Origin of the sequence: Pedobacter sp. GR22-10, assembly GCF_026239715.1 — a bacterium.
In the GTDB taxonomy this organism is placed as follows: Bacteria; Bacteroidota; Bacteroidia; order Sphingobacteriales; family Sphingobacteriaceae; genus Pedobacter.
This window is the reverse complement of sequence record NZ_JAPIVR010000005.1, coordinates 76,483-95,912: the sequence shown is the minus strand read 5'-3', so window position 1 is coordinate 95,912 and position 19,430 is coordinate 76,483. Positions and strand designations below refer to the sequence as shown.

19 protein-coding genes are annotated in these 19,430 nt (G+C 38.1%); 12 read left to right on the top strand and 7 right to left on the bottom strand.

Annotated elements, in window-relative coordinates:
• Positions 1–31 precede the first annotated feature (31 nt).
• Positions 32–1,408 (top strand): DNA/RNA non-specific endonuclease, encoded by a 1,377-nt coding sequence (locus OQX64_RS19230; protein ID WP_265819987.1) that lies wholly within the window; start codon positions 32–34, stop codon positions 1,406–1,408.
• Positions 1,409–1,557: 149 nt separating this feature from the next.
• Here OQX64_RS19230 and OQX64_RS22490 read toward each other — a convergent pair whose 3' ends face one another.
• On the bottom strand, positions 1,558–1,680 hold the full coding sequence (locus OQX64_RS22490; protein WP_323670588.1) for a hypothetical protein: 123 nt from the start codon (positions 1,678–1,680) through the stop codon (positions 1,558–1,560).
• A 323-nt stretch (positions 1,681–2,003) separates the two neighbouring features.
• On the opposite strand from OQX64_RS22490, the gene OQX64_RS19220 reads away from it, so the two are divergent.
• From OQX64_RS19220 to bioA, 5 genes are read left to right on the top strand one after another with little or no spacing between them, the layout of a single operon-like run.
• Complete coding sequence (locus OQX64_RS19220; protein WP_322974980.1) at positions 2,004–2,723, top strand: hypothetical protein; 720 nt, start codon at positions 2,004–2,006, stop codon at positions 2,721–2,723.
• Entirely contained in the window at positions 2,716–3,825 is a 1,110-nt protein-coding gene (locus OQX64_RS19215; RefSeq protein ID WP_265819986.1) for an aminotransferase class I/II-fold pyridoxal phosphate-dependent enzyme, read from the top strand. The genes OQX64_RS19220 and OQX64_RS19215 overlap by 8 nt, the downstream gene beginning before the upstream one ends.
• Before the next feature lie 34 nt (positions 3,826–3,859).
• Positions 3,860–4,468 carry a dethiobiotin synthase gene (gene bioD / locus OQX64_RS19210; RefSeq protein WP_265819985.1) on the top strand — a complete coding sequence of 203 codons (609 nt, stop codon included), beginning with the start codon at positions 3,860–3,862 and terminating at the stop codon, positions 4,466–4,468.
• Positions 4,465–5,454, top strand: coding sequence for a biotin synthase BioB (bioB, locus tag OQX64_RS19205; protein WP_265819984.1), 990 nt, complete (start codon positions 4,465–4,467; stop codon positions 5,452–5,454). Before bioD ends, bioB begins: the two co-directional genes overlap by 4 nt.
• A gap of 50 nt (positions 5,455–5,504) precedes the next feature.
• Entirely contained in the window at positions 5,505–6,779 is a 1,275-nt protein-coding gene (bioA, locus tag OQX64_RS19200; RefSeq protein ID WP_322974979.1) for an adenosylmethionine--8-amino-7-oxononanoate transaminase, read from the top strand.
• A gap of 151 nt (positions 6,780–6,930) precedes the next feature.
• Here bioA and gldN read toward each other — a convergent pair whose 3' ends face one another.
• From gldN to OQX64_RS19170, 6 genes are all read right to left on the bottom strand, one after another.
• Positions 6,931–7,836 (bottom strand): gliding motility protein GldN, encoded by a 906-nt coding sequence (gldN, locus tag OQX64_RS19195; RefSeq protein ID WP_088299922.1) that lies wholly within the window; start codon positions 7,834–7,836, stop codon positions 6,931–6,933.
• A 7-nt stretch (positions 7,837–7,843) separates the two neighbouring features.
• Positions 7,844–9,376, bottom strand: a complete 1,533-nt coding sequence (gene gldM / locus OQX64_RS19190; RefSeq protein WP_088299494.1) for a gliding motility protein GldM — start codon at positions 9,374–9,376, stop codon at positions 7,844–7,846.
• Positions 9,377–9,415: 39 nt separating this feature from the next.
• Entirely contained in the window at positions 9,416–10,225 is an 810-nt protein-coding gene (gldL, locus tag OQX64_RS19185) for a gliding motility protein GldL (protein WP_265819982.1), read from the bottom strand.
• Between the two features lie 38 nt (positions 10,226–10,263).
• A complete protein-coding gene (locus OQX64_RS19180; protein WP_088299496.1) occupies positions 10,264–11,589 on the bottom strand; it encodes an SUMF1/EgtB/PvdO family nonheme iron enzyme in 1,326 nt (441 codons plus the stop codon).
• 220 nt (positions 11,590–11,809) lie between these two features.
• On the bottom strand, positions 11,810–12,580 hold the full coding sequence (locus OQX64_RS19175; RefSeq protein ID WP_088299497.1) for a uroporphyrinogen-III synthase: 771 nt from the start codon (positions 12,578–12,580) through the stop codon (positions 11,810–11,812).
• Between the two features lie 14 nt (positions 12,581–12,594).
• Entirely contained in the window at positions 12,595–13,575 is a 981-nt protein-coding gene (locus OQX64_RS19170; RefSeq protein ID WP_265819981.1) for a DUF4271 domain-containing protein, read from the bottom strand.
• A 93-nt stretch (positions 13,576–13,668) separates the two neighbouring features.
• On the opposite strand from OQX64_RS19170, the gene hemW reads away from it, so the two are divergent.
• The 6 genes from hemW (at position 13,669) to OQX64_RS19140 (ending at position 19,419) form a co-directional block, all read left to right on the top strand.
• Positions 13,669–14,802 (top strand): radical SAM family heme chaperone HemW, encoded by a 1,134-nt coding sequence (hemW, locus tag OQX64_RS19165; RefSeq protein WP_265819980.1) that lies wholly within the window; start codon positions 13,669–13,671, stop codon positions 14,800–14,802.
• Positions 14,803–14,888: 86 nt separating this feature from the next.
• Positions 14,889–15,671, top strand: a complete 783-nt coding sequence (locus OQX64_RS19160) for an SDR family oxidoreductase (protein ID WP_088299500.1) — start codon at positions 14,889–14,891, stop codon at positions 15,669–15,671.
• Between the two features lie 190 nt (positions 15,672–15,861).
• Entirely contained in the window at positions 15,862–16,413 is a 552-nt protein-coding gene (locus OQX64_RS19155) for a fasciclin domain-containing protein (RefSeq protein ID WP_088299923.1), read from the top strand.
• Positions 16,414–16,692: 279 nt separating this feature from the next.
• The gene (locus OQX64_RS19150) at positions 16,693–17,478 is read left to right on the top strand and encodes a DUF3050 domain-containing protein (protein ID WP_265819979.1); all 786 of its coding nucleotides are present in this window, start codon (positions 16,693–16,695) and stop codon (positions 17,476–17,478) included.
• Positions 17,479–17,605: 127 nt separating this feature from the next.
• On the top strand, positions 17,606–18,484 hold the full coding sequence (locus OQX64_RS19145; RefSeq protein WP_265819978.1) for a cupin-like domain-containing protein: 879 nt from the start codon (positions 17,606–17,608) through the stop codon (positions 18,482–18,484).
• Positions 18,485–18,585: 101 nt separating this feature from the next.
• Positions 18,586–19,419, top strand: coding sequence for a hypothetical protein (locus OQX64_RS19140; RefSeq protein WP_265819977.1), 834 nt, complete (start codon positions 18,586–18,588; stop codon positions 19,417–19,419).
• Positions 19,420–19,430: the final 11 nt, after the last annotated feature.

Sequence of the window (19,430 nt, the reverse complement as noted above, 5' to 3'; positions counted from 1 at the left end):
AATCCCATCAATTACATACACCCCATTAAAAATGAAAGCATTAAAAAAATTAAGCTTAATGGCCGTTTTGTGCCTTGGCCTTGCTGCCTGTAAAAAAGAAAATCAGGTTCAGCCAGAAACGGTTTTATTTGAACAAAAATTAAACAGTAAAGCAGTTGCATCCGGTGAGCAGTCTATCGTTGCCGGTTTTCCTGAAAATTTCGAATCCGGCAACAAAACCAGTTATACCACTGCTTCTGTAACATTAGGCAGTGGCAGCTGGAGCCTGAACGATGCCCTGATTGGTAATCTTGCCGCTGATGCGAAAAATGGAAGTCAATCTGTACGCATACGCAACACTGGTATTTTGAGTATGAATTTCGATGTAAACGGTGCCGATGCAGTAAGTATTGCGCATGCCAGGTATGGCAGCGATGCCAGCAGTACCTGGCAGCTTTGGTATTCAATCAATAGTGGTTCCAGCTGGCAGCAATCGGGCAGTACAGTTACCAGCAGCAGTAGCACATTGTCTACCATAACTTTTAACACGGCAATTTCTGGTAATGTTCGTTTTCAGATCCGCAAAATCAGTGGCGGTACAGCGCGGATAAATATAGATGATGTCAGCATTTCTACTGGTGACGGCGGTACCACAAACCCACCTACCACAACCCCGGGCGATAATAGTTACCTTTTACTTGGAAACCCAAGTAATGCTGTTGCCAGTATATCCAATCCTGAAAATTACTTAATGGAACGCACCTACTATACCAGTTCTTACAGCAAAAGCAGGGCTACTCCAAATTGGGTAAGCTGGCATATCGGATCATCCGATTTAGGTTCTGCATCACGCCAGGATGATTTCAGATCTGATAACACTTTACCTTCAGGCTGGTACGAAGTATCAAACAGCAGTTATTCAGGTTCGGGTTTTGACCGCGGTCACAATTGCCCTTCGGCAGACAGAACATCTTCAGTTGCCGCAAATTCTTCTACTTTTTTAATGAGTAATATGATGCCACAGGCACCTAATAATAACCAGGGTCCATGGGCTGATCTTGAAAATTATACCCGTTCATTGGTGACAGCAGGTAATGAGGTTTATGTGATTTGCGGTTCTTACGGATCAGGCGGTACAGGAAGCAATGGCGGCATTACCTATACTATTGATAATGGCCGGGTAAATGTACCATCCAACACCTGGAAAGTGATTGTTGTATTACCAAATGGCAACAACGATTTAAATCGGATAGCATCTAACACAAGGGTAATTACCGTAAATATGCCAAATACAAATGGCTTAAATACCAATTGGAAAACTTATCGTACAACTGTTAATTCGATAGAAACGGCAACAGGTTATGATCTTTTATCAAACGTGCCTACAGCTATTCAAAATGCAATTGAATCTGTAACGGATAACCAATAGCGATCTTTATGGATCGGAGAAATGAAAGCATATCAAATAATGCTAAAAAATGAGTTCATTTCTATTCACTAAATCTTTATCTGAAAACGAGATAAGCGTGAACAAAAAAGGCTTCGAAAATTTTCGAAGCCTTTTTTGTTTTAATATTCCTAAAGTCCCTGTTCGTAATCCAGAACAGACTTTTTAATTCTTTCAGACTCGCATAACCTTTGTTTTGGGTCTGCAATGATATCCCGAAGCTTGTTATCACCAAGATTAGATTCTTTAACGATGTAGCTGCTAAACGACGAATAAAGAAATCATCGAAATTCAAAGTAGAGACATCATTATTGGTGTTTACCAAACGTTTCTTGGTTAAGATTTCCCTGGCCCTTGGGATTGATGGCGTCCTTCGCTAAAGCCTATGCTTTGTTAAAGTTGGTTAGCAAATGTAGAAAAACCCTAGTCTAAACGAGATGTTAACACGATAGTTTGAAAGACTGAAATTAAGGATCTTAATCATCTTAAGAAATTACAAGCGCCCTGTTTATTTGTAATAATTTAACCAACTCGTCTTAACTTAGCAGCATTTGCTTTTCTTTCAGCACCAATAAACTTGCGAAAGGAATTTCAACCGGACCACCCAAATTATCAAAACTGGCCCAATACAACCATCCGGCAATCCATTATTTTTGGTGAAAATCAAAAACAAATGGAATTCTACCATCTTCTTGAGAAAATAACTGGAGACAATAAAATCCATGCCAAATGGCTTAATACCCTATCTTTCATGGAGAATGCTGGAGCACGAAAAATTTCAGCATGTGAACATCCAAACACTGTAAGTTTAGTTCAACTAAAACATGCTTGTGAAGAACATCGCCACGCCTATTATCTCAAAAAACAGATTGGTAAGTTGGGTAATTTGCTGTGCAGCACTTATAAACAACATGAACTACTGGCACCTGTTGCAACACAACAATACCTTCATGCGCTTGATATTAAAGCTTGCAGGTATTTACAACATCACTTCAATTTAACAAAGGAAGAATTGAAATATGCTGCCTATCTCTTTGTAACCTATGCAATTGAAGTTCGTGCCGATGAATTATACCCCATTTATCAAGATGTTCTTACCAAAATGGCCTCAAAAATTATGGTAAAATCAATCATTATGGAAGAAGAAGGACACCTGGAAGAAATGATTGAACAACTTAATGGGTTTTCTGAAGATTGGAGAACCCATGCAGAACACATCTTACAGATGGAAACAGAACTGCACACCCGGTGGATCAATGCCATTATTGATGAATTAAAGCCATTTAACCATGCTTAAAAGTTTTGATCGTTTTCAGGCAGATCTTAATCAAAGAAAAACTGAAGGAACTTTGAGAATATTAAAACCAAAGGCAACCGGAGTAGATTTCTATTCAAACGATTACCTCGGATTTGCGAGAAATACAAAGCTTCAAAATTTACTACTGCAACAAATCATCGCCAGCCCCCAATTATTATCGGGAAGTACAGGTTCCAGGCTGATAAGCGGAAACAGTGCTGACGTGACGGAAACAGAAAAATTTATCGCAAATGCACATCAATACGAATCTGCATTATTATGCTCCTCCGGATATGAAGCCAACCTAGCCTTATTTTCTACATTGCCTGAACGGCATGACTCTGTTATTGTTGATGAAAAGATCCACCGTTCTGTGCACGATGCCTGTAAAATGTCTCATGCCAAAAAAATAAAGTTTAATCATAATCAGCCTGAACATTTAGAACATATTTTAAAAAGGCAAAACGGGCGTTGCTATGTTGCAATAGAGAGTCTGTATTCGATGGATGGCGACATTGCACCTATTCAGGAAATTTCCAGAATTACAGAAAAGTATGGTGCTTTCCTGATTGTTGATGAAGCACATGCTTTTGGAGTTTTAGGCTATGGATTGGTTGATCGATATCAGCTTCAGCATAAAACTTTGGCAACCGTTATCACCTACGGGAAAGCGCTGGGCGCACATGGCGCAGCTATTTTATGTAATGAACTGATCAAATCTTATCTCGTCAATTTTGCTTCTCCTTTTATCTATACCACCTCCGCTCCAAACCTCCATTGGATGGCGATAAAAACCGGCTATGACTTTTTAAAAACAGAGGCTGATTCGTTATTAAAACTTCAGGATAACATTAAAATTTTCCGGGAGCAGAAATTATCAGCTCCATCAGCAGAAAACAGTCCCATTCAAGCTGTTCTCATTCCGGATTGTAATCGATTAAAACGCCTGCAGCAAACGCTATCTGATGAAGATTTTTTGACCTATGTGGTTTACAGTCCGACTGTAAAACAAGGTACAGAACGCCTGCGAATCTGTATTCATAGTTTTAATACAGAAAGGGAAATTACCGCACTTACCAGCATGATCAGAAAATTTAGATAACAAAAATTAAAAACAGTTTTACCAGGTAAAAAACATGAAATTATTCATCACCGGAATAGGGACAGAAGTAGGAAAAACAATCTGTGCAGCCATCCTAACGAAATATTTTAATGCCACTTATTGGAAACCCATCCAATCTGGCGATCTGGATCATACCGACAGCATGAAGATTAAAGCATGGGCAGGTGAATATGTGATCATCAACCCCGAAAAATATCTCCTGAAACTTGCAGCATCACCACATCAATCTGCTGCCAAAGAAGGAATCTCAATTCACACAAATGACTTTTTACTCCCTGAAAATTCTGAATGCCTCATTATAGAAGGTGCAGGAGGATTAATGGTTCCGATTTCTGATCACGAATTTATGATCGATCTAATTGCAAAATTAGACCTTCCTGCTGCACTGGTAGTAAGAAATTACCTGGGTTGTATCAACCACAGTTTATTATCAATAATGGCCATAAACCAAAGAAAAATTAAGCTGCAATATTTGATTTTAAATGGAAGTTTCCCCGAAGCTACCGAACGGGTTATCTGCAATTTTACAGGAGCCGAAACGAAAATTATAAAAATTCCCCACATCAAAAAAATCTCAGAACAAAGCATAGAAAGTATCTCAAAAAAAATTGAAAATTTATGATAACGGATCAGAAAACAATCGTTAGAAACAACTGGACTAAAGGTGAAATAGAAGAAATTTACCATTTACCCTTATTGGACCTTATTTATAAAGCCGCCACCGTACACCGTGAATGGCATAATGCGCAAGAAATACAAATCTCTACCTTACTATCTATAAAAACAGGTGGCTGTCCGGAAGATTGTTCTTATTGCGGACAGGCTGCCAGGTACCATACCAATATTAAAGTTCAGGCTCTATTACCTACAGAAACCGTAATTGCACATGCACGGAAGGCAAAAGAAAGTGGTTCCTCTCGTTTTTGTATGGCTGCCGCCTGGAGAGAAGTAAGAAATAACAGCGATTTTGATCAGGTAATCGATATGGTAAAAGGTATTAACGAACTCGGTTTGGAAGTGTGCTGCACCCTGGGTATGCTAACCGAAGAACAGGCCATCCGGCTCCAGCAAGCAGGTTTGTATGCCTATAATCATAACCTGGATACGTCAGAACAATATTATCAGGAGATTATATCGACCAGAACTTTTGATCATAGAATTAACACCATCAATAACGTTAGAAAAGCTGGCATCACCGTTTGTTCCGGAGGAATTATCGGGCTTGGAGAAACCCACCAGGATAGAATTTCTATGTTATTAACATTAGCAACAATGCCACAGCACCCCGAATCTGTTCCCATTAATGCACTAGCCAGGGTACAGGGAACACCGCTTGAAAATAACGAAAAAACAGATACCTGGGAAATGGTAAGAATGATCGCAACCGCAAGAATGATAATGCCTACATCAATGGTTCGCCTGAGTGCCGGAAGAATTGAGATGACGGCGTTTGAGCAGGCCTGGTGTTTTATGGCTGGAGCAAATTCCATTTTTACCGGCGAAAGGGAAACTTTACTCGTAACACCCAATCCAGGTGTTTTAGAAGACATGCAAATGCTGCAAACCTTAGGTCTAAAGCCAATGAAAGTGGAAAAAGCTACCCTTTAAATAAGAAATACAGCATCTATCATTATGGGAAAATTATCAATAAAATGCTTATGAATTTAAGAGAACGAGACCGGGCCGTTAACTGGCATCCTTACACACAAATGAAGAATGCTGGGGATGCAATCCCGATTGTTAAGGGAAAGGGCGTTTATCTTTTTGATGACAACGGAAACCAGTATATCGATGCTGTTTCGTCATGGTGGGTTACGCTGCATGGCCATGCGCATCCTTATATTGCACAAAAGGTTTCCGAGCAGTTAAATATTTTAGAACAGGTTATTTTTGCAGGATTTACCCATGAACCAGCCATTAAACTTTCAGAAAACCTGTTGAACCTTCTCCCTGAAAACCAACAGAAGGTTTTTTATTCTGACAATGGTTCAACAGCTGTAGAAGTGGCGCTTAAAATGTGTATTCAGTACTCTTTTAATAAAGGCCTTAAAAAGTCTAAAATTTTAGCTTTTAAAAATGCTTACCATGGCGATACTTTCGGAGCCATGTCTGTAAGTGGAAGAAGTGTCTGGACGATACCCTTTGCAGAAATGTTGTTCGAGGTGATCTTTATTGATACACCAACGACTGAAAACCTGGAAAATTTAAAATCTCAAATTAAGGCCTGCCACCAGGAGCTGATTTGTTTTATTTGCGAACCCTTAGTTCAGGGTGCTGCCGGAATGTTGATGCACAGGGCTGAAGATTTGGATCAATTAATGCAATACTGCAGAGCACAGAAAATCCTAATTATTGAGGATGAGGTTTTTACTGGTTTCGGAAGAACAGGAAAACTATTTGCAGCTGATCATCTTTCCGTACAGCCTGATATAATGTGTTTTTCGAAAGGGTTAACAGGTGGAACTATTCCAATGGGCATTACCACTTGTTCAAATGAAATTTATAATGCTTTTCTTTCGGATGATCAGTATAAAACGCTATTTCACGGTCACTCTTTTACTGCAAATCCGCTAGCCTGTACTGCAGCTTTGGCCAGCATGGAATTGCTGTTGAACGAAGAGACTCAAAGTAATATTCAGCGGATTTCTGCGCAGCATTTTCAGTTTTCAACTGTTTTAAAACAGCATCCACAAATTGAAAATATCAGGCAAACCGGAACGATCTTGGCCTGGGAAATAAAAAATGATCAGCAAACTTCTTATTTTAATGAGATTGGCAAAAAACTGTATCATGAATTTTTATTACGCGGAATAATTATGCGTCCATTAGGAAATGTGATATATCTCGTTCCACCTTATTGTATTACAGAGGCAGAACTGGATTTCATTTATCACAATATTTTAGATATGTTAAACGGCTTTAATACAGCGTAATAAAGGACTAAAATTTAAATGTATAGTATTAACGCTACACTTTATAGGCCGCTTAAAAATATCAATTACAACCCTGTCGCTACATAAAAAAAGGAGCAAATTAATCTGCTCCTTTTTTATGTTATATAATGCTGCCTTTTGGGGCTAGGGCTTAATATTCCCAAAGTCCCTGTTCGTAATCCAGAACAGACTTTTTAATTCTTTCAGACTCGTATAACCTTTGTTTTGGGTCTGCAATGATATCCCGAAGCTTATTATCACCCGGATTAGATTCTTTAACGATGTAGCTGCTAAATAAACGACGAATAAAGAAATCATCAAAACTCAAAGTAGAGGCATCATTATTGGTGTTTACCAAACGTTTCTTGGTTAAGATTTCTCTTGCCTCAGGGTAATAAATCCAGAAAACCGGCTGCCATTGTTTCGACGATTCAATGTATTTCATGGGGGCAATACCCACAATACGCGGCTCAAAAATAGAACGTTTCACATCAAAAATCCAGTCTTCTTTAATTCTGAATTTTAAAAAGGATTCAGGATTGAGGTCGTTAGCTACTGTCTTAACCGTACCTGCCTTGGAGTCTGTAACTTCAACTGTTCCTGAAGCCTGCATCATTGCGGTATCAGCAGCTAAAGGATTGGTAAATGCATCATCCTCATTATTTAAACTATCAAAAGGAGAATAAGCTGTAAGCTCTTCCGCTTTAACGGCAGCAATGATAACATCTATCAAACGAGATTTCGGTGATCTTAATGCAGAATTTACAGTATCACGTAAATCGATCTCTCTCCAGATGCGTTTAGCATAAAAAACATCTTCTTCTCGTACATCTGCCAAAGGCACCATTTCTGTGCTATCTATATCCTTACGGGCATAAAAGCCATCTTTTGGTGGAACCTTTAGTTTTTTCTTTGCCGTTTTCACAGGTGCCTTTACAGTATCTGTTACAGTTGCTGCTGGTGCAGCTTTTTTTGGCGCCAGCTTTGTTGGCCTTTTTTGTGCAAAAACCAATGTAGTAAACAACGCAAAAACAGCAATACTTAAAATCCTTTTCATCTTATTCTTATTTAACCGTGAATGCCAATGAAGGTAATACATTCTGACGTCCGTCTGGACCAACAGAAACAATATCTTCAAAAAATACTCTTGTTCCCGGGGTAATGGAGTTTATTGCGGCTCTAACCGGACCTGCAAAACTTCCGCCGCTACCCGAAATCGTAACCGCATCAGAACGTGGTTTGATAATCGTTAACTTATAACGTTGAATTTTAAATTTCACATCAAAAGGAAAATCATCAAGGTCTGCTTCAATTTCACTTTCACTTTTCAGCTGAACGGATGCCACATCACCACCTGATCGTCCACCAACCTTAGCAATTGGTTTTGGAATGGCCTTCACCCTGAATTTTTGAGAACCCAGGCTAACGGTTTTACCTGCATTCGATGCGCTTACGTTAATAGAAACTTCCTGACCAACCTGACTACCCGCAAGGTTTACATTGTAGTTTCCGTTCGAGCCAGACATTGACCCAGCCGAGATAGAAGCCTTAATGCTCTCTAATGGAAATCCTGCTGCCGAAACCGTAAATGGGTTTGGAATACCAGCATAAATCACATTCATTTTGGTAGATGACACTGTTGCTGATGGTTTTGCCACCTGGTATTTCTGCGGCTGCGTTTTGTACTCTTTCACTTGTCCATCAGTTTGACGCACGCGAATGGTACCTACCCAGGTGAATTCACCTACACTTCCAGTCCCGCCAGTATATGTTCCTTTGCCTTCTTTAACCGACAATTTATTTCCGTTTACCGTAATATCAGGTGAAGACCTGGAATCACTGGCTGTTAAAAATACTTCAGCAGTATAAGGCTGGCCCTGGATTACATAGGAAGTTGGTGCTACAGCTACCGCAGCAAACTGATCAAGATTTACCTGAGCCTTATCCATATTTCCGAACAACTTCTTAACAACCTCGGCTTCAGCATTTTTAGTATCGGCCTGAAGTTTAGTTAAAACCGTCATTGCAGCGGTTAAAGGCGTACCCTCACCAAAATAAGTAGCCTGCCAGTTGCCTTTTCTCTTTCTTTCCGGATCTTTGGCTTCCAGTGAAAAAGCCACATTAGCCCGGTCTGCCGGATCAAGCAGGGAAATTAACTTCTCACGTGTTGCGTTGATTTTTGCTTTTAATTTATCGGCTTCCCCTTTATTGATCATGATATCCTGAGCAATATCCAGGTTATCCCTGTTAACCAGATCGCCGGTTTCGGGATTTATGCCATCACCAGCCGAAGTAAATTGTTTTTTAATCCCCTCAATATAATTATTCAACTCATCTGCAGCAGCCTTGGCCTGCTGAGCCTTTTCATAGATCGGCTGTGCACGAGCAGGTTCTTCTTTCAATTTTGAATTTTCAAAAGCTGAGAAAAGTTGATTAATACTGGAGTTCACATTGTTTTTTGAAGTATCCAAACTATCATTGATATTTTTGAATGCATCTAAAACAGTATCTGATACGTTTAAGGCCAGCATCGCCAACAATACCAAATACATGATATTGATCATCCGCTGCCTTGTTGTTTCTTTTCCGCCTGCCATATTTATGTAGCCTTTTATTTAGATTAAAAACTATACAAATTATAAACGTGGGCCATTCATAGCCGATAGCATATTGCCATAAATTGCATTTAATGATGACAGGTTTTTAGCCAGCTTGTTCACTTCTTCTTTGAACTGTTTAGAATCTTCCATTGATTCATTAAAGTTCTCCATGGTAAGTGATAAGTTTGAATAAAACTTATTCATTGATTTTAAATGAGCGCTCGAATCCTGTAATTCCAATTCATACACGGCATTTAAAGCAGATAGATTTTTAGACAGATTATTTACCTGGTCATGGTAAGCCTGAGAATCTACATTACTTTCGCCCATTGCTTTCAGGTTCGCTGTAGCTTTTTCGAAAGAAGCACTTAAGTTATCAAAACCAGCAGAAGCTGTTTTTACCTTACTTGTAAATTCATTCGTGGCTGTAGAAGCGTCTGCAACATTGGATATTGCAGCTACCTTATCGCCGAATGTACGAAGGCCATTACCGAGACTTTCAATCAGTTCAGGACCAACTTTAGCATCGGCCAACATTTTATCTAATGCAGCTGTATTGGCCGGAGCAGACACTGAAGCCACAGGTCTTGCAGATGCTTTGGGCAACTCACCTGTAAAATCTGTTCTGAGTTCAGGATAAACCCTTTCCCATGCCGGTTCTGGCTCGGGTGGAAAAAAACCTGTTAAAAAGAATAGAATAGCTTCTATACCTAAGCCTATTCCAATCATGTAACTACCGAAGATTCCACCTATATGCAAAATCTTGAATAATGCGCCTACGATTACAATACTTGCTCCCCATGAAATCGCTACATGTAACCAGCCTGGTTGTTTCTTTGCTGCCATAAAATTAGATGTTTTTCTTTAGTATTAGTTTGTTTGGTTTAGTTTCTTAAATCGGTACCGGGATAAGATGAAACACATCTGAAACCAATATATGATCTTTGTGTATCCTGATATTCATAAGTAGATACCGCATTTTGCAGGAAATACCCGGTATCTTTCCAGGAACCTCCTTTAACTACTTTTCTTTTGAGGTATTTGCTATCATTTGGTCCGGCAACGTAGGTAAAGTTCGGATTTAAATCATGTAACAATGGCGACGCACTTTTGTTGTAAGCTGTCAAGGTCCACTCAGAAACGTTTCCTGCCATGTTATAAAGGCCATAGTCATTAGGAAAGTACGATTTCACACCAACTGTATAAATCCCACCGTCACTGGAATAATCTCCACGTCCTGGTTTGAAATTTGCCTGTAAACAACCTTTGGTATTTCTGATATAAGGCCCGCCCCAAGGGTACTTTGTTTTGGTATTACCTCCTCTGGCGGCATATTCAAATTCAGTTTCTGCCGGCAACCTGTAATCAGATCTTGATCCGGACGGCATTTTTCTGGCTTGTGCCACACCATCGTATAACCTGGTTCTCCAATGAGAAAAAGCTTTAGCTTGTTCCCAGCTTACCCCTACTACCGGATAATCATCATATGAGGGATGGTTGTAATAACCACGCACCATAGGGTCATTTTGAGAATAGGAATAATCTGTTTTCCAAACCATGGTATCCGGGTAGATCGCAATGTTATAACGATCTATATAATCCTGCCGTTTACTATTTGGATTTTTATGGCCTAAAGCGGCCTTATCCATATTTAATTCTGCGTAGCTATATTCAAATTTACGTACATCAAATTCTTTTCTTCCGGGCAAGGCATCTAAGCCGGAATAATACATCCCGTCCAGCTGAGCAGTTTCTGCACCAGCTCCCTTACCTTTATTGCGCCAGATGTTAGATCCATTTGTGCCAACTGCTTTCCAGTTGATATATTTCTCGCCACCCAATGCTTCTGCAGCTCCCCTACCTTTTGGAGTCATCATGAACCGTTGCGGATTTCCCATCATGGCAATTGCAATAGAATCTCTTACCCAGTTGGTAAACTGGCGGTACTCTGCATTGGAAATTTCGGTTTGATCCATAAAGAATGCACTGATGGTTGTCATTCGGCTCGGACCATTCTGTGAAAAGGTGATATCCTCATCAGATCCCCCTAAAGGTGTATGCCCGGGTGGAATATATACCATCCCCAAAGGAACCTGGTTATTTTTGAATTTCCGGTTATAGGCTCCCACCAACTCGCCCTGGCCTCCATGACCACAACTCGCAAGCAATACCGTTACACCAACAATGGCCAGAAGGTAGATTTTCTTCATATTATTTATAGTGTGCAGCGCACGATTAAGGGGCAATTTTATCAAAAATCACTACAATAATCAACAAATGCAAATATTTAATTAAATAGTTTATTCCCAAAATGCGTAACGCAAAAGGCTGCGTTTTCATACTTTGGTGTGCCTGCTTATAGAGATATAACTTCCTTTAAACTGATAAGTTACGTATTTATTATCATCAAACAAAAAATTATTAAATTTCTTATTTATTTGATGTTTTAATATAGTTTTCAATGGCCATGGTCATGGATGGAACACCAGGAGTAGGTGCGGCAATATCCACAATTAATCCCATATCCACGCAAGCTTTGCTTGTATTTGTTCCGAATGCTGCAATACGGGTATTATTTTGCTTAAAATCGGGGAAATTTTTAAACAAAGACTGAATGCTTGAAGGGCTGAAAAATGCAATTACGTCGTAAAAAACCTCGGCTAAGTCTGACAAATCACTAACCACCGTTCTGAAAAGAACCGCAGGTGTAAAATCATAGCCGCTTTTTTCAAGGAATTTCATGGTATCTTCCGTTGCCACATCAGAACATGGATACAAAAACTTTTCATTGGCATGCTTTTTCAGCACTTCAGCTAAATCTGCTGCTGTTTGTTTACCAAAGAATATTTTTCTTTTCCTGTATTGAATGTACTTTTGAAGATATAACGCAATCGTTTCAGAAAGACAGAAATATTTTAAATCAACCGGAACGTCATAACGCATTTCTTCACAAATTCTGAAGAAGTGATCTGCAGCGTTACGGCTGGTAAAGATTACAGCAGTGAAATCAGCCAAGTTAATCTTATCTTTCCTAAAGTCTCTCGCCGGCACCCCCTCAACATGTATAAAAGACCTGAAATCAACTTTTAAATTGTGTTTCTTGGCCAAATCGTAGTAAGGAGATTTTTCTGTTTCAGGTTTTGGTAATGTAACCAAAATACTTTTCACTTTGCGAATTCTAGAGTCGTTCTTTTCTTGCATTTTCCTTGTTCGTGCTACAATCCTATCGTTTTAATTAGTATTAAAATAGGACATATTTCGAGGGCGCAAAAGTACAGAATTAAATGCATTTTTGAAAACTTATTATTAGAAAGTATGGTAATACCCGCCCTGAGCAATTGAAAGGCAAATATTACGCCTAAAAGTAAAAATGCCAGTGCAATATAAACCACCCCATATTTTAAAGGCGACAATGCAAAAGCAACCACCAAAGGGATAAATAGCAGCGAAGCGTTAAAATAACTCAGGTATAAAATAGAGATATATTCTCCAACCGGCTTCTGAACATTAAAAAGGTATCCAATAAACCGCAAGATGATCAGTTTCAATGCATAAAACACAATAATCGTGAGGGATATGGTGAAGAAAAACTTAAATCCATGCTTGGCCTGATACATATCGTAATACTGCGCCACCAGGAAAAAAAACATCCCTAAAATAAACCCAAACTGAATAAATAAGAGTAAAAAAGGCCATGAACTGAACAGGTTATCTTCTTTATTAATGTTATTTAATATCCTATTGCTAAAAAACGACTGCACAATGGCCGATAGCTGTTTTGAAAAGGCATTTTTTAATATCGCAAAGATAATCAGCATGGCGAAAATAAACCCCAGCAAACCTACATTTCCCTTCGGAATCTGTTTACCAAGCTGATAGGGATTGGCCTTCTTTTTAAATTTTGCGTATTTATTTTGCCAGCCCTGAAAATCCAGCCTGGGAAATAAAAACTCTCGCTGAACACTATCCATCATCGCATTTTTGTTGATGATGCTATCTGGCAATACCCAGGTATGACGAAGGATAGAATCAGTAGCCTTCTTTTGTTTGGCCAGTGTTGCAGAGTCAAGGCGGTAACGCTTGTATTTATACTGAGTGACCGCTTTTACACTATCTATAGCAGCAGGAATTTCCTGTGCCGAAGCAAAGTTTGCCAGCCATATGAGGATAAAAAAGGTAAGAATAAATTTCGGCATGCAGTACAAAGCTTATGGATGCAAAAGTAGCTGAATAATCATTGTTTACCTAAAGAAAATAAATGGATTTAGAATATGCTGTATCTTTGCGGCATGTCCGGTATTTACATCCATATCCCATTTTGCAAAAAGGCCTGTCACTATTGTGATTTCCATTTCAGTACTTCATTGAAGTATCAGACTGAGATGGTAGATGCCATTTGCAGGGAGATTAAGATGAAACAGGATCGAATTTCGAGCCAGGTGGGGAGCATTTACTTCGGTGGAGGAACCCCCTCTATTTTATCAGAAAACGCTCTGCAGCAAATTTTTGATACCATCAATCATACCTTTTCAGTTGATGCTCATGCGGAAATCACCATCGAAGCTAATCCTGATGATCTGACTGCTGAAAAACTAAAAACCTTAAAGCAACTTCCCATTAATAGGTTTAGCGTAGGGATTCAATCTTTTTTTGATGAAGATTTGGTTTGGATGAACCGTGCTCATCATGCAATGGAAGCTGAAGATTGTATTAAGAGAAGTCAGGATGCGGGTTTTGAAAACCTGAGTCTCGACCTGATTTATGGCTATCCCCTGCTGAGCGATTCAAAATGGCTCGATAACATCCATAAAGCAATAGCACTTCAGGCACCGCATCTATCAGCATATGCCCTTACCGTGGAACCAAAAACGGCTTTGGCCCATGCAATAAAAAACAAGAAACAAACACCTGTAAGTGATCGCCAAAGTGCAGCACAATTTGTCATGTTGATGAATGAATTGGTATCTGCGGGCTTTGAACATTATGAAATTTCTAATTTTGCTATGCCAGGTCACTATGCCGTACACAATACCAATTACTGGCGGGGCGTGGATTATATAGGAATCGGACCCTCAGCACATGGTTTTGACGGACAAAACCGGTATATGAATCCTGCTAACAATGCACAATACATGGAGGTATTGGCGCAAAATAAACTCCCTGAAATAGTAGAAGAATTATCAATAAATGATAGGTTTAATGAATACATGATGACTTCTTTGAGGACCATGTGGGGCACAGACTTAAAGAAAATTAAAGCTGATTTTGGCTCTGCATTTTTAGAAGAAACCAATTATAATCTGAAAGCTTTTGAAGACAAGAATTGGTTAATTATCCAGAATGATCAAATTAAACTCAGCGAAAGTGGTAAACTTTTTGCCGATCATATTGCTTCAGAATTGTTTATAATAGAAAATGATTAGATGAATGAATTAAGGAATGACTGATTTAGGTTTAAACAACATTCACTCATTCAAAACGCTATCATTCAAAAATTAATTAATAATATATGTCTAAAATTGTGTGGGTTACGGGCGCATCATCAGGTATTGGTGAAGCCCTGGTTTACGAACATTTTAAAGCCGGAGACAAACTCATTATTTCGGGCCGGAACCGTGATGAGCTCTTCAGGGTGAAAGGCAATTGCCAAAATTCTTTTAATGTACATGTGCTAGCTTTCGATTTATGTGAAACGGAAACCCTGACAAAAAAGGCAGAAGATGCGATCAGGATTTTTGGCAGCATAGACTTACTAATCAATGCAGGTGGAGTTAGTCAACGTGGATTAGCACTGTCAACAGATCTAAATACCGAACAGCAGATTATGAATACCAATTTCTGGGGAACCGTAATTTTAAGTAAGGCGGTTTTGCAGTTAATGATAAAAAATGGCAATGGTCAAATCGTCGTGATCAGCAGTCTGGTTGGAAAATTCGGCACAAAGTTCCGCTCAGCCTATGCAGCATCCAAGCATGCTTTGCATGGGTATTTCGATTCTTTAAGATCAGAAATTGAGCATCCGGATATTCATATTACCTTGATCTGCCCGGGATTTATTAAAACTAACGTTTCTGTTAATGCTTTAACTGCAAATGGTAGTCGCCAGGGAAGTATGGACGATGCACAAGCAAACGGAATGAGCGCAACAGATTGTGCCAAACAAATTATGGTTGCTGTTAAGGCCAAAAAAGAAGAAGTATATATCGGCGGAAAAGAAACCAAAGCCATTTTTCTGAAACGGTTTTTCCCGTCCTTTTTCTCCAAAAAGATTAAAAATGCAAAGGTAACCTGATCACTAAAACAATCCACTTACCCCATATAGTTGTAGATTCAATGTGAATTTATAAGCAAATATTTCAAAAAAAATAATTTTAAAAAACTATAAATCAATTATTTAACATTAATTTTCATGTTTTAAAAAACCAAGTATCTGTGATGTGTCGTAAATGAAGGCAAATAACAAAAACTTAAAATTTAAAATAATGAAAAAACTAATCTTATCGGCAATTGCAGTAGTTACTATGGCAGTTACCACTCAGGTTTATGCACAAAAAAATCCTATGGTTGGCGGTGCAGCCATGTATCCAACTAAGGACATTGTAGATAACGCTGTAAATTCTAAAGACCACACAACACTGGTTGCAGCAGTTAAAGCAGCAGGCTTGGTAGAAACCCTAAAAGGTGCTGGTCCGTTCACCGTTTTCGCACCTACAAATGAAGCGTTTGATAAACTTCCTGCAGGTACAGTAGCCAATTTAGTAAAGCCAGAAAACAAAGCAACTTTAACTAAAATTTTAACTTACCACGTTGTAGCTGGTAAATTAGATAGCAAAGCAATTGCTGCAGCCATCAAAGCTGGTGGTGGTAAAGCTGAACTGACAACAGTTGAAGGTGGTAAACTTTGGGCCTGGATGGAAGGTAAAAAATTAGTATTAAAAGATGAAAAAGGTGGTATGAGTACCGTAACAATTGCTAATGTATATCAAAAAAATGGTGTAATCCATGTAATTAATTCAGTTTTAATGCCTAAATAAAACATCAGTTTAGTTTAAATATTAAGAATGCTTTTGCCTCGGCAAAGGCATTTTTTTTTGTAAAAGCATTTTCCTATTATTATTTTTTGCATTTGAGTTCTGACCTAATTTCAATAAGTCGTTTGTCAGCCGTTTTTCAGGTTTTTGATTTTTAGGAAGTTGTCGCGAATTACTGCTTAATTTTGGTGCATAAATTTACAAATGAAAACGGGGCAAAAAAATAGTTTGGCAAATCATTGATTACGCTTACTCACCTATCGATCATTCAAATACGAAAACATGCATCCTAATATTTTAAAAATCAAGGAAAACATTGAACCGCTTAGACAGCAGATTATCAACCACAAGGTATATCATGCCATTAGTGAGATAGAAGATCTGCAAATTTTTATGGAGCATCACATCTACGCCGTTTGGGATTTTATGTCGCTGCTTAAATCTTTACAAATCAATTTAACCTGTACCACTTTACCCTGGTTTCCGGTGGGTGATGCAGTTACGCGTCAACTTATTAATGAAATTGTTGCTGGGGAGGAAAGTGATCTTGATGCCAGTGGCAATGTTAAAAGCCATTTCGAACTGTATTTAGATGCGATGGCGCAATGTGGTGCTAACATCAATCCCATAAACAATTTCTTAACTTCATTAAAGAATGGAAGAGATTTTAACATGGCTTATGAATTAGCTAAAGTTCCGCAGGCTGCCAGAGATTTTATGAATGCTACATTCGAAACCATTAATAGCGGCAAAACGCATTTGCAAGCGGCCAGTTTTACATTCGGCAGGGAAGATTTAATTCCAAACATGTTCTTTAGCATGGTTCATGATTTAAACAGTACTCAACCCGAAAAGGTATCCATTTTTAAATATTATCTGGAACGCCATATTGAAGTAGATGGCGACCATCACAGCCATTTGGCTTTGGCCATGACAGAAAAGTTATGCGAGAAAGAAGATCTGTTTTGGGCAGAGGCTGAAGAAACAACTAAGAGGGCTTTGCAAAACCGCATAAATTTATGGGATGCCGCTTATGCCGAAATTGTTAAAAGCAAAGTTCTGGTTTAAATGACCAAATTGTTATCTTCCTGTTAAGTTAAATACGTGATTTAAGTCACATTTAGTCCACAGTATACTTTTTGTAAAATAAAATTTACATTTTTGTTGTTCGGCACAAATAACCGATTTTAAACGCATGAGTTTCATTCTAAAACCTGTTGATATCGTGGAGCACATTACTCCTGAAGATTTCAAAAAAAATTATTTGAAAACGAAGCGCCCGCTTGTCATTAAAGGCCTTACCAAAGACTGGCCGGCAAGAGAAAAGTGGACGACAGAATACTTAAAAGAAATCGGCGGTGAACTGGAAGTTCCATTGTACGATAATTCAAAAGCTGATCCATCAAAACCGATTAATGCGGCAACAGCCCACATGAAGTTTGGTGATTACCTTGATTTAATTAAACGTGAGCCTACAGAATTGAGAATCTTTTTCTTTAATTTATTTAAGAAAGTCCCCAGTTTAATTCATGATGTAAAAATTCCAAAAGATTTAATGGGTGGTTTTATAGAAAGCATGCCTGCCATGTTTTTTGGTGGATCAAACTCCGTTACTTTTTTACATTACGACATTGATTTACCACATATCTTCCACACGCATTTTGGTGGCAGAAAGCATATTATTCTTTTCGATAATAAATGGAAAGACAGATTGTATTGCTTGCCAAATGCCACCTATGCCCTAGAAGATTACCAGGTAGACAATCCTGATTTTGAAAAATTCCCTGCGTTAAAAGGCGTTGAAGGTTATGAAGTTTTTCTAGAACACGGCGACACCTTATTTATGCCAACAGGCATGTGGCACTGGATGAAATATCTTGATGGTTCATTCTCTTTAAGCTTACGTGCATGGGATCAATCCATTACCCGCAAAGTAGCCAGTGTTTGGAGTTTATTTACACATGGTGCCATTGATAGTTTAATCAAAATGACTTTCAAAGAAAAATATGCCCATTGGAGGGAGAAAAAAGCAGTCAAAATTGCCGAACGTGCTTTAGCAAAAGGCAAACCATAAGATTTGTAATTACAGATCAAAAGCGGGATTTCTTAACTGAAGTCCCGCTTTTTTTATATAGATTGCCTATAAGTATATAATTAACTAATTATTTAGCTATTATGAATGAATACTTAACATTAAATTATAAGGATAAGACGTATACGCTAAAAGAACTAATAGAGGATAATAACAACTTTAGTGACTCACTAAAGTTTTTTAATGACTCAAAACGCCCTGATATTTTTTTTGTCAATGATGTAGGCTATTGTATAGCTTTAGAAAAAGTTGAACAATTATATAATCTAATTGCTAGTTCCAGATTCTCTTTAATTGAGGCTCACAATAAATTGCATAAAAGCCCTGTCGAATGGAAATCAGGATATTTAGGTCAACTTTGGCTTAGAGCTCAATACCTTAAAAACTCAATAATTTGGTATAATAGCTGTTTGGATTATGTTTACCAAATAATTTGGTTCGCTTTTGACTTTTTCGGAGAAATAAAAACTAAGAAGGATTATCGAAGAGAACTTATTGAATGTAACTGGAGTAAAATCTCAGAAATCCTTGAGAGTAAATCTGATCAAAATTCATCCATACTCCTTTGTCAATTAAAGCAGATAAGAAAAGACAAGAATCTAAAAAAAGTAAATTTATGGGCTAATTCTTTAAAGCACCATGGAAATTTAAGTTTTAAAGAACTAAGACTTTCTGATAATTACCTGTTAAATTTTACCGAAGATTTTACTAATAAGGATATGATAGGAGATGTTCTAGACATCGATGAAACATGTGAAACTGTAAAGTTAGCGCATTGTAAACTTATAGAGTTTATTAATTTTCTGCTAGATTTCATTAATTTCGAGAATATATTTGATAGAACTAATGAAGGGCAATTCATTATAAACTCAAAAGAAAAATTAGAATACAAAAAAATAATAATTAATATGAATTAACTATGAACGTC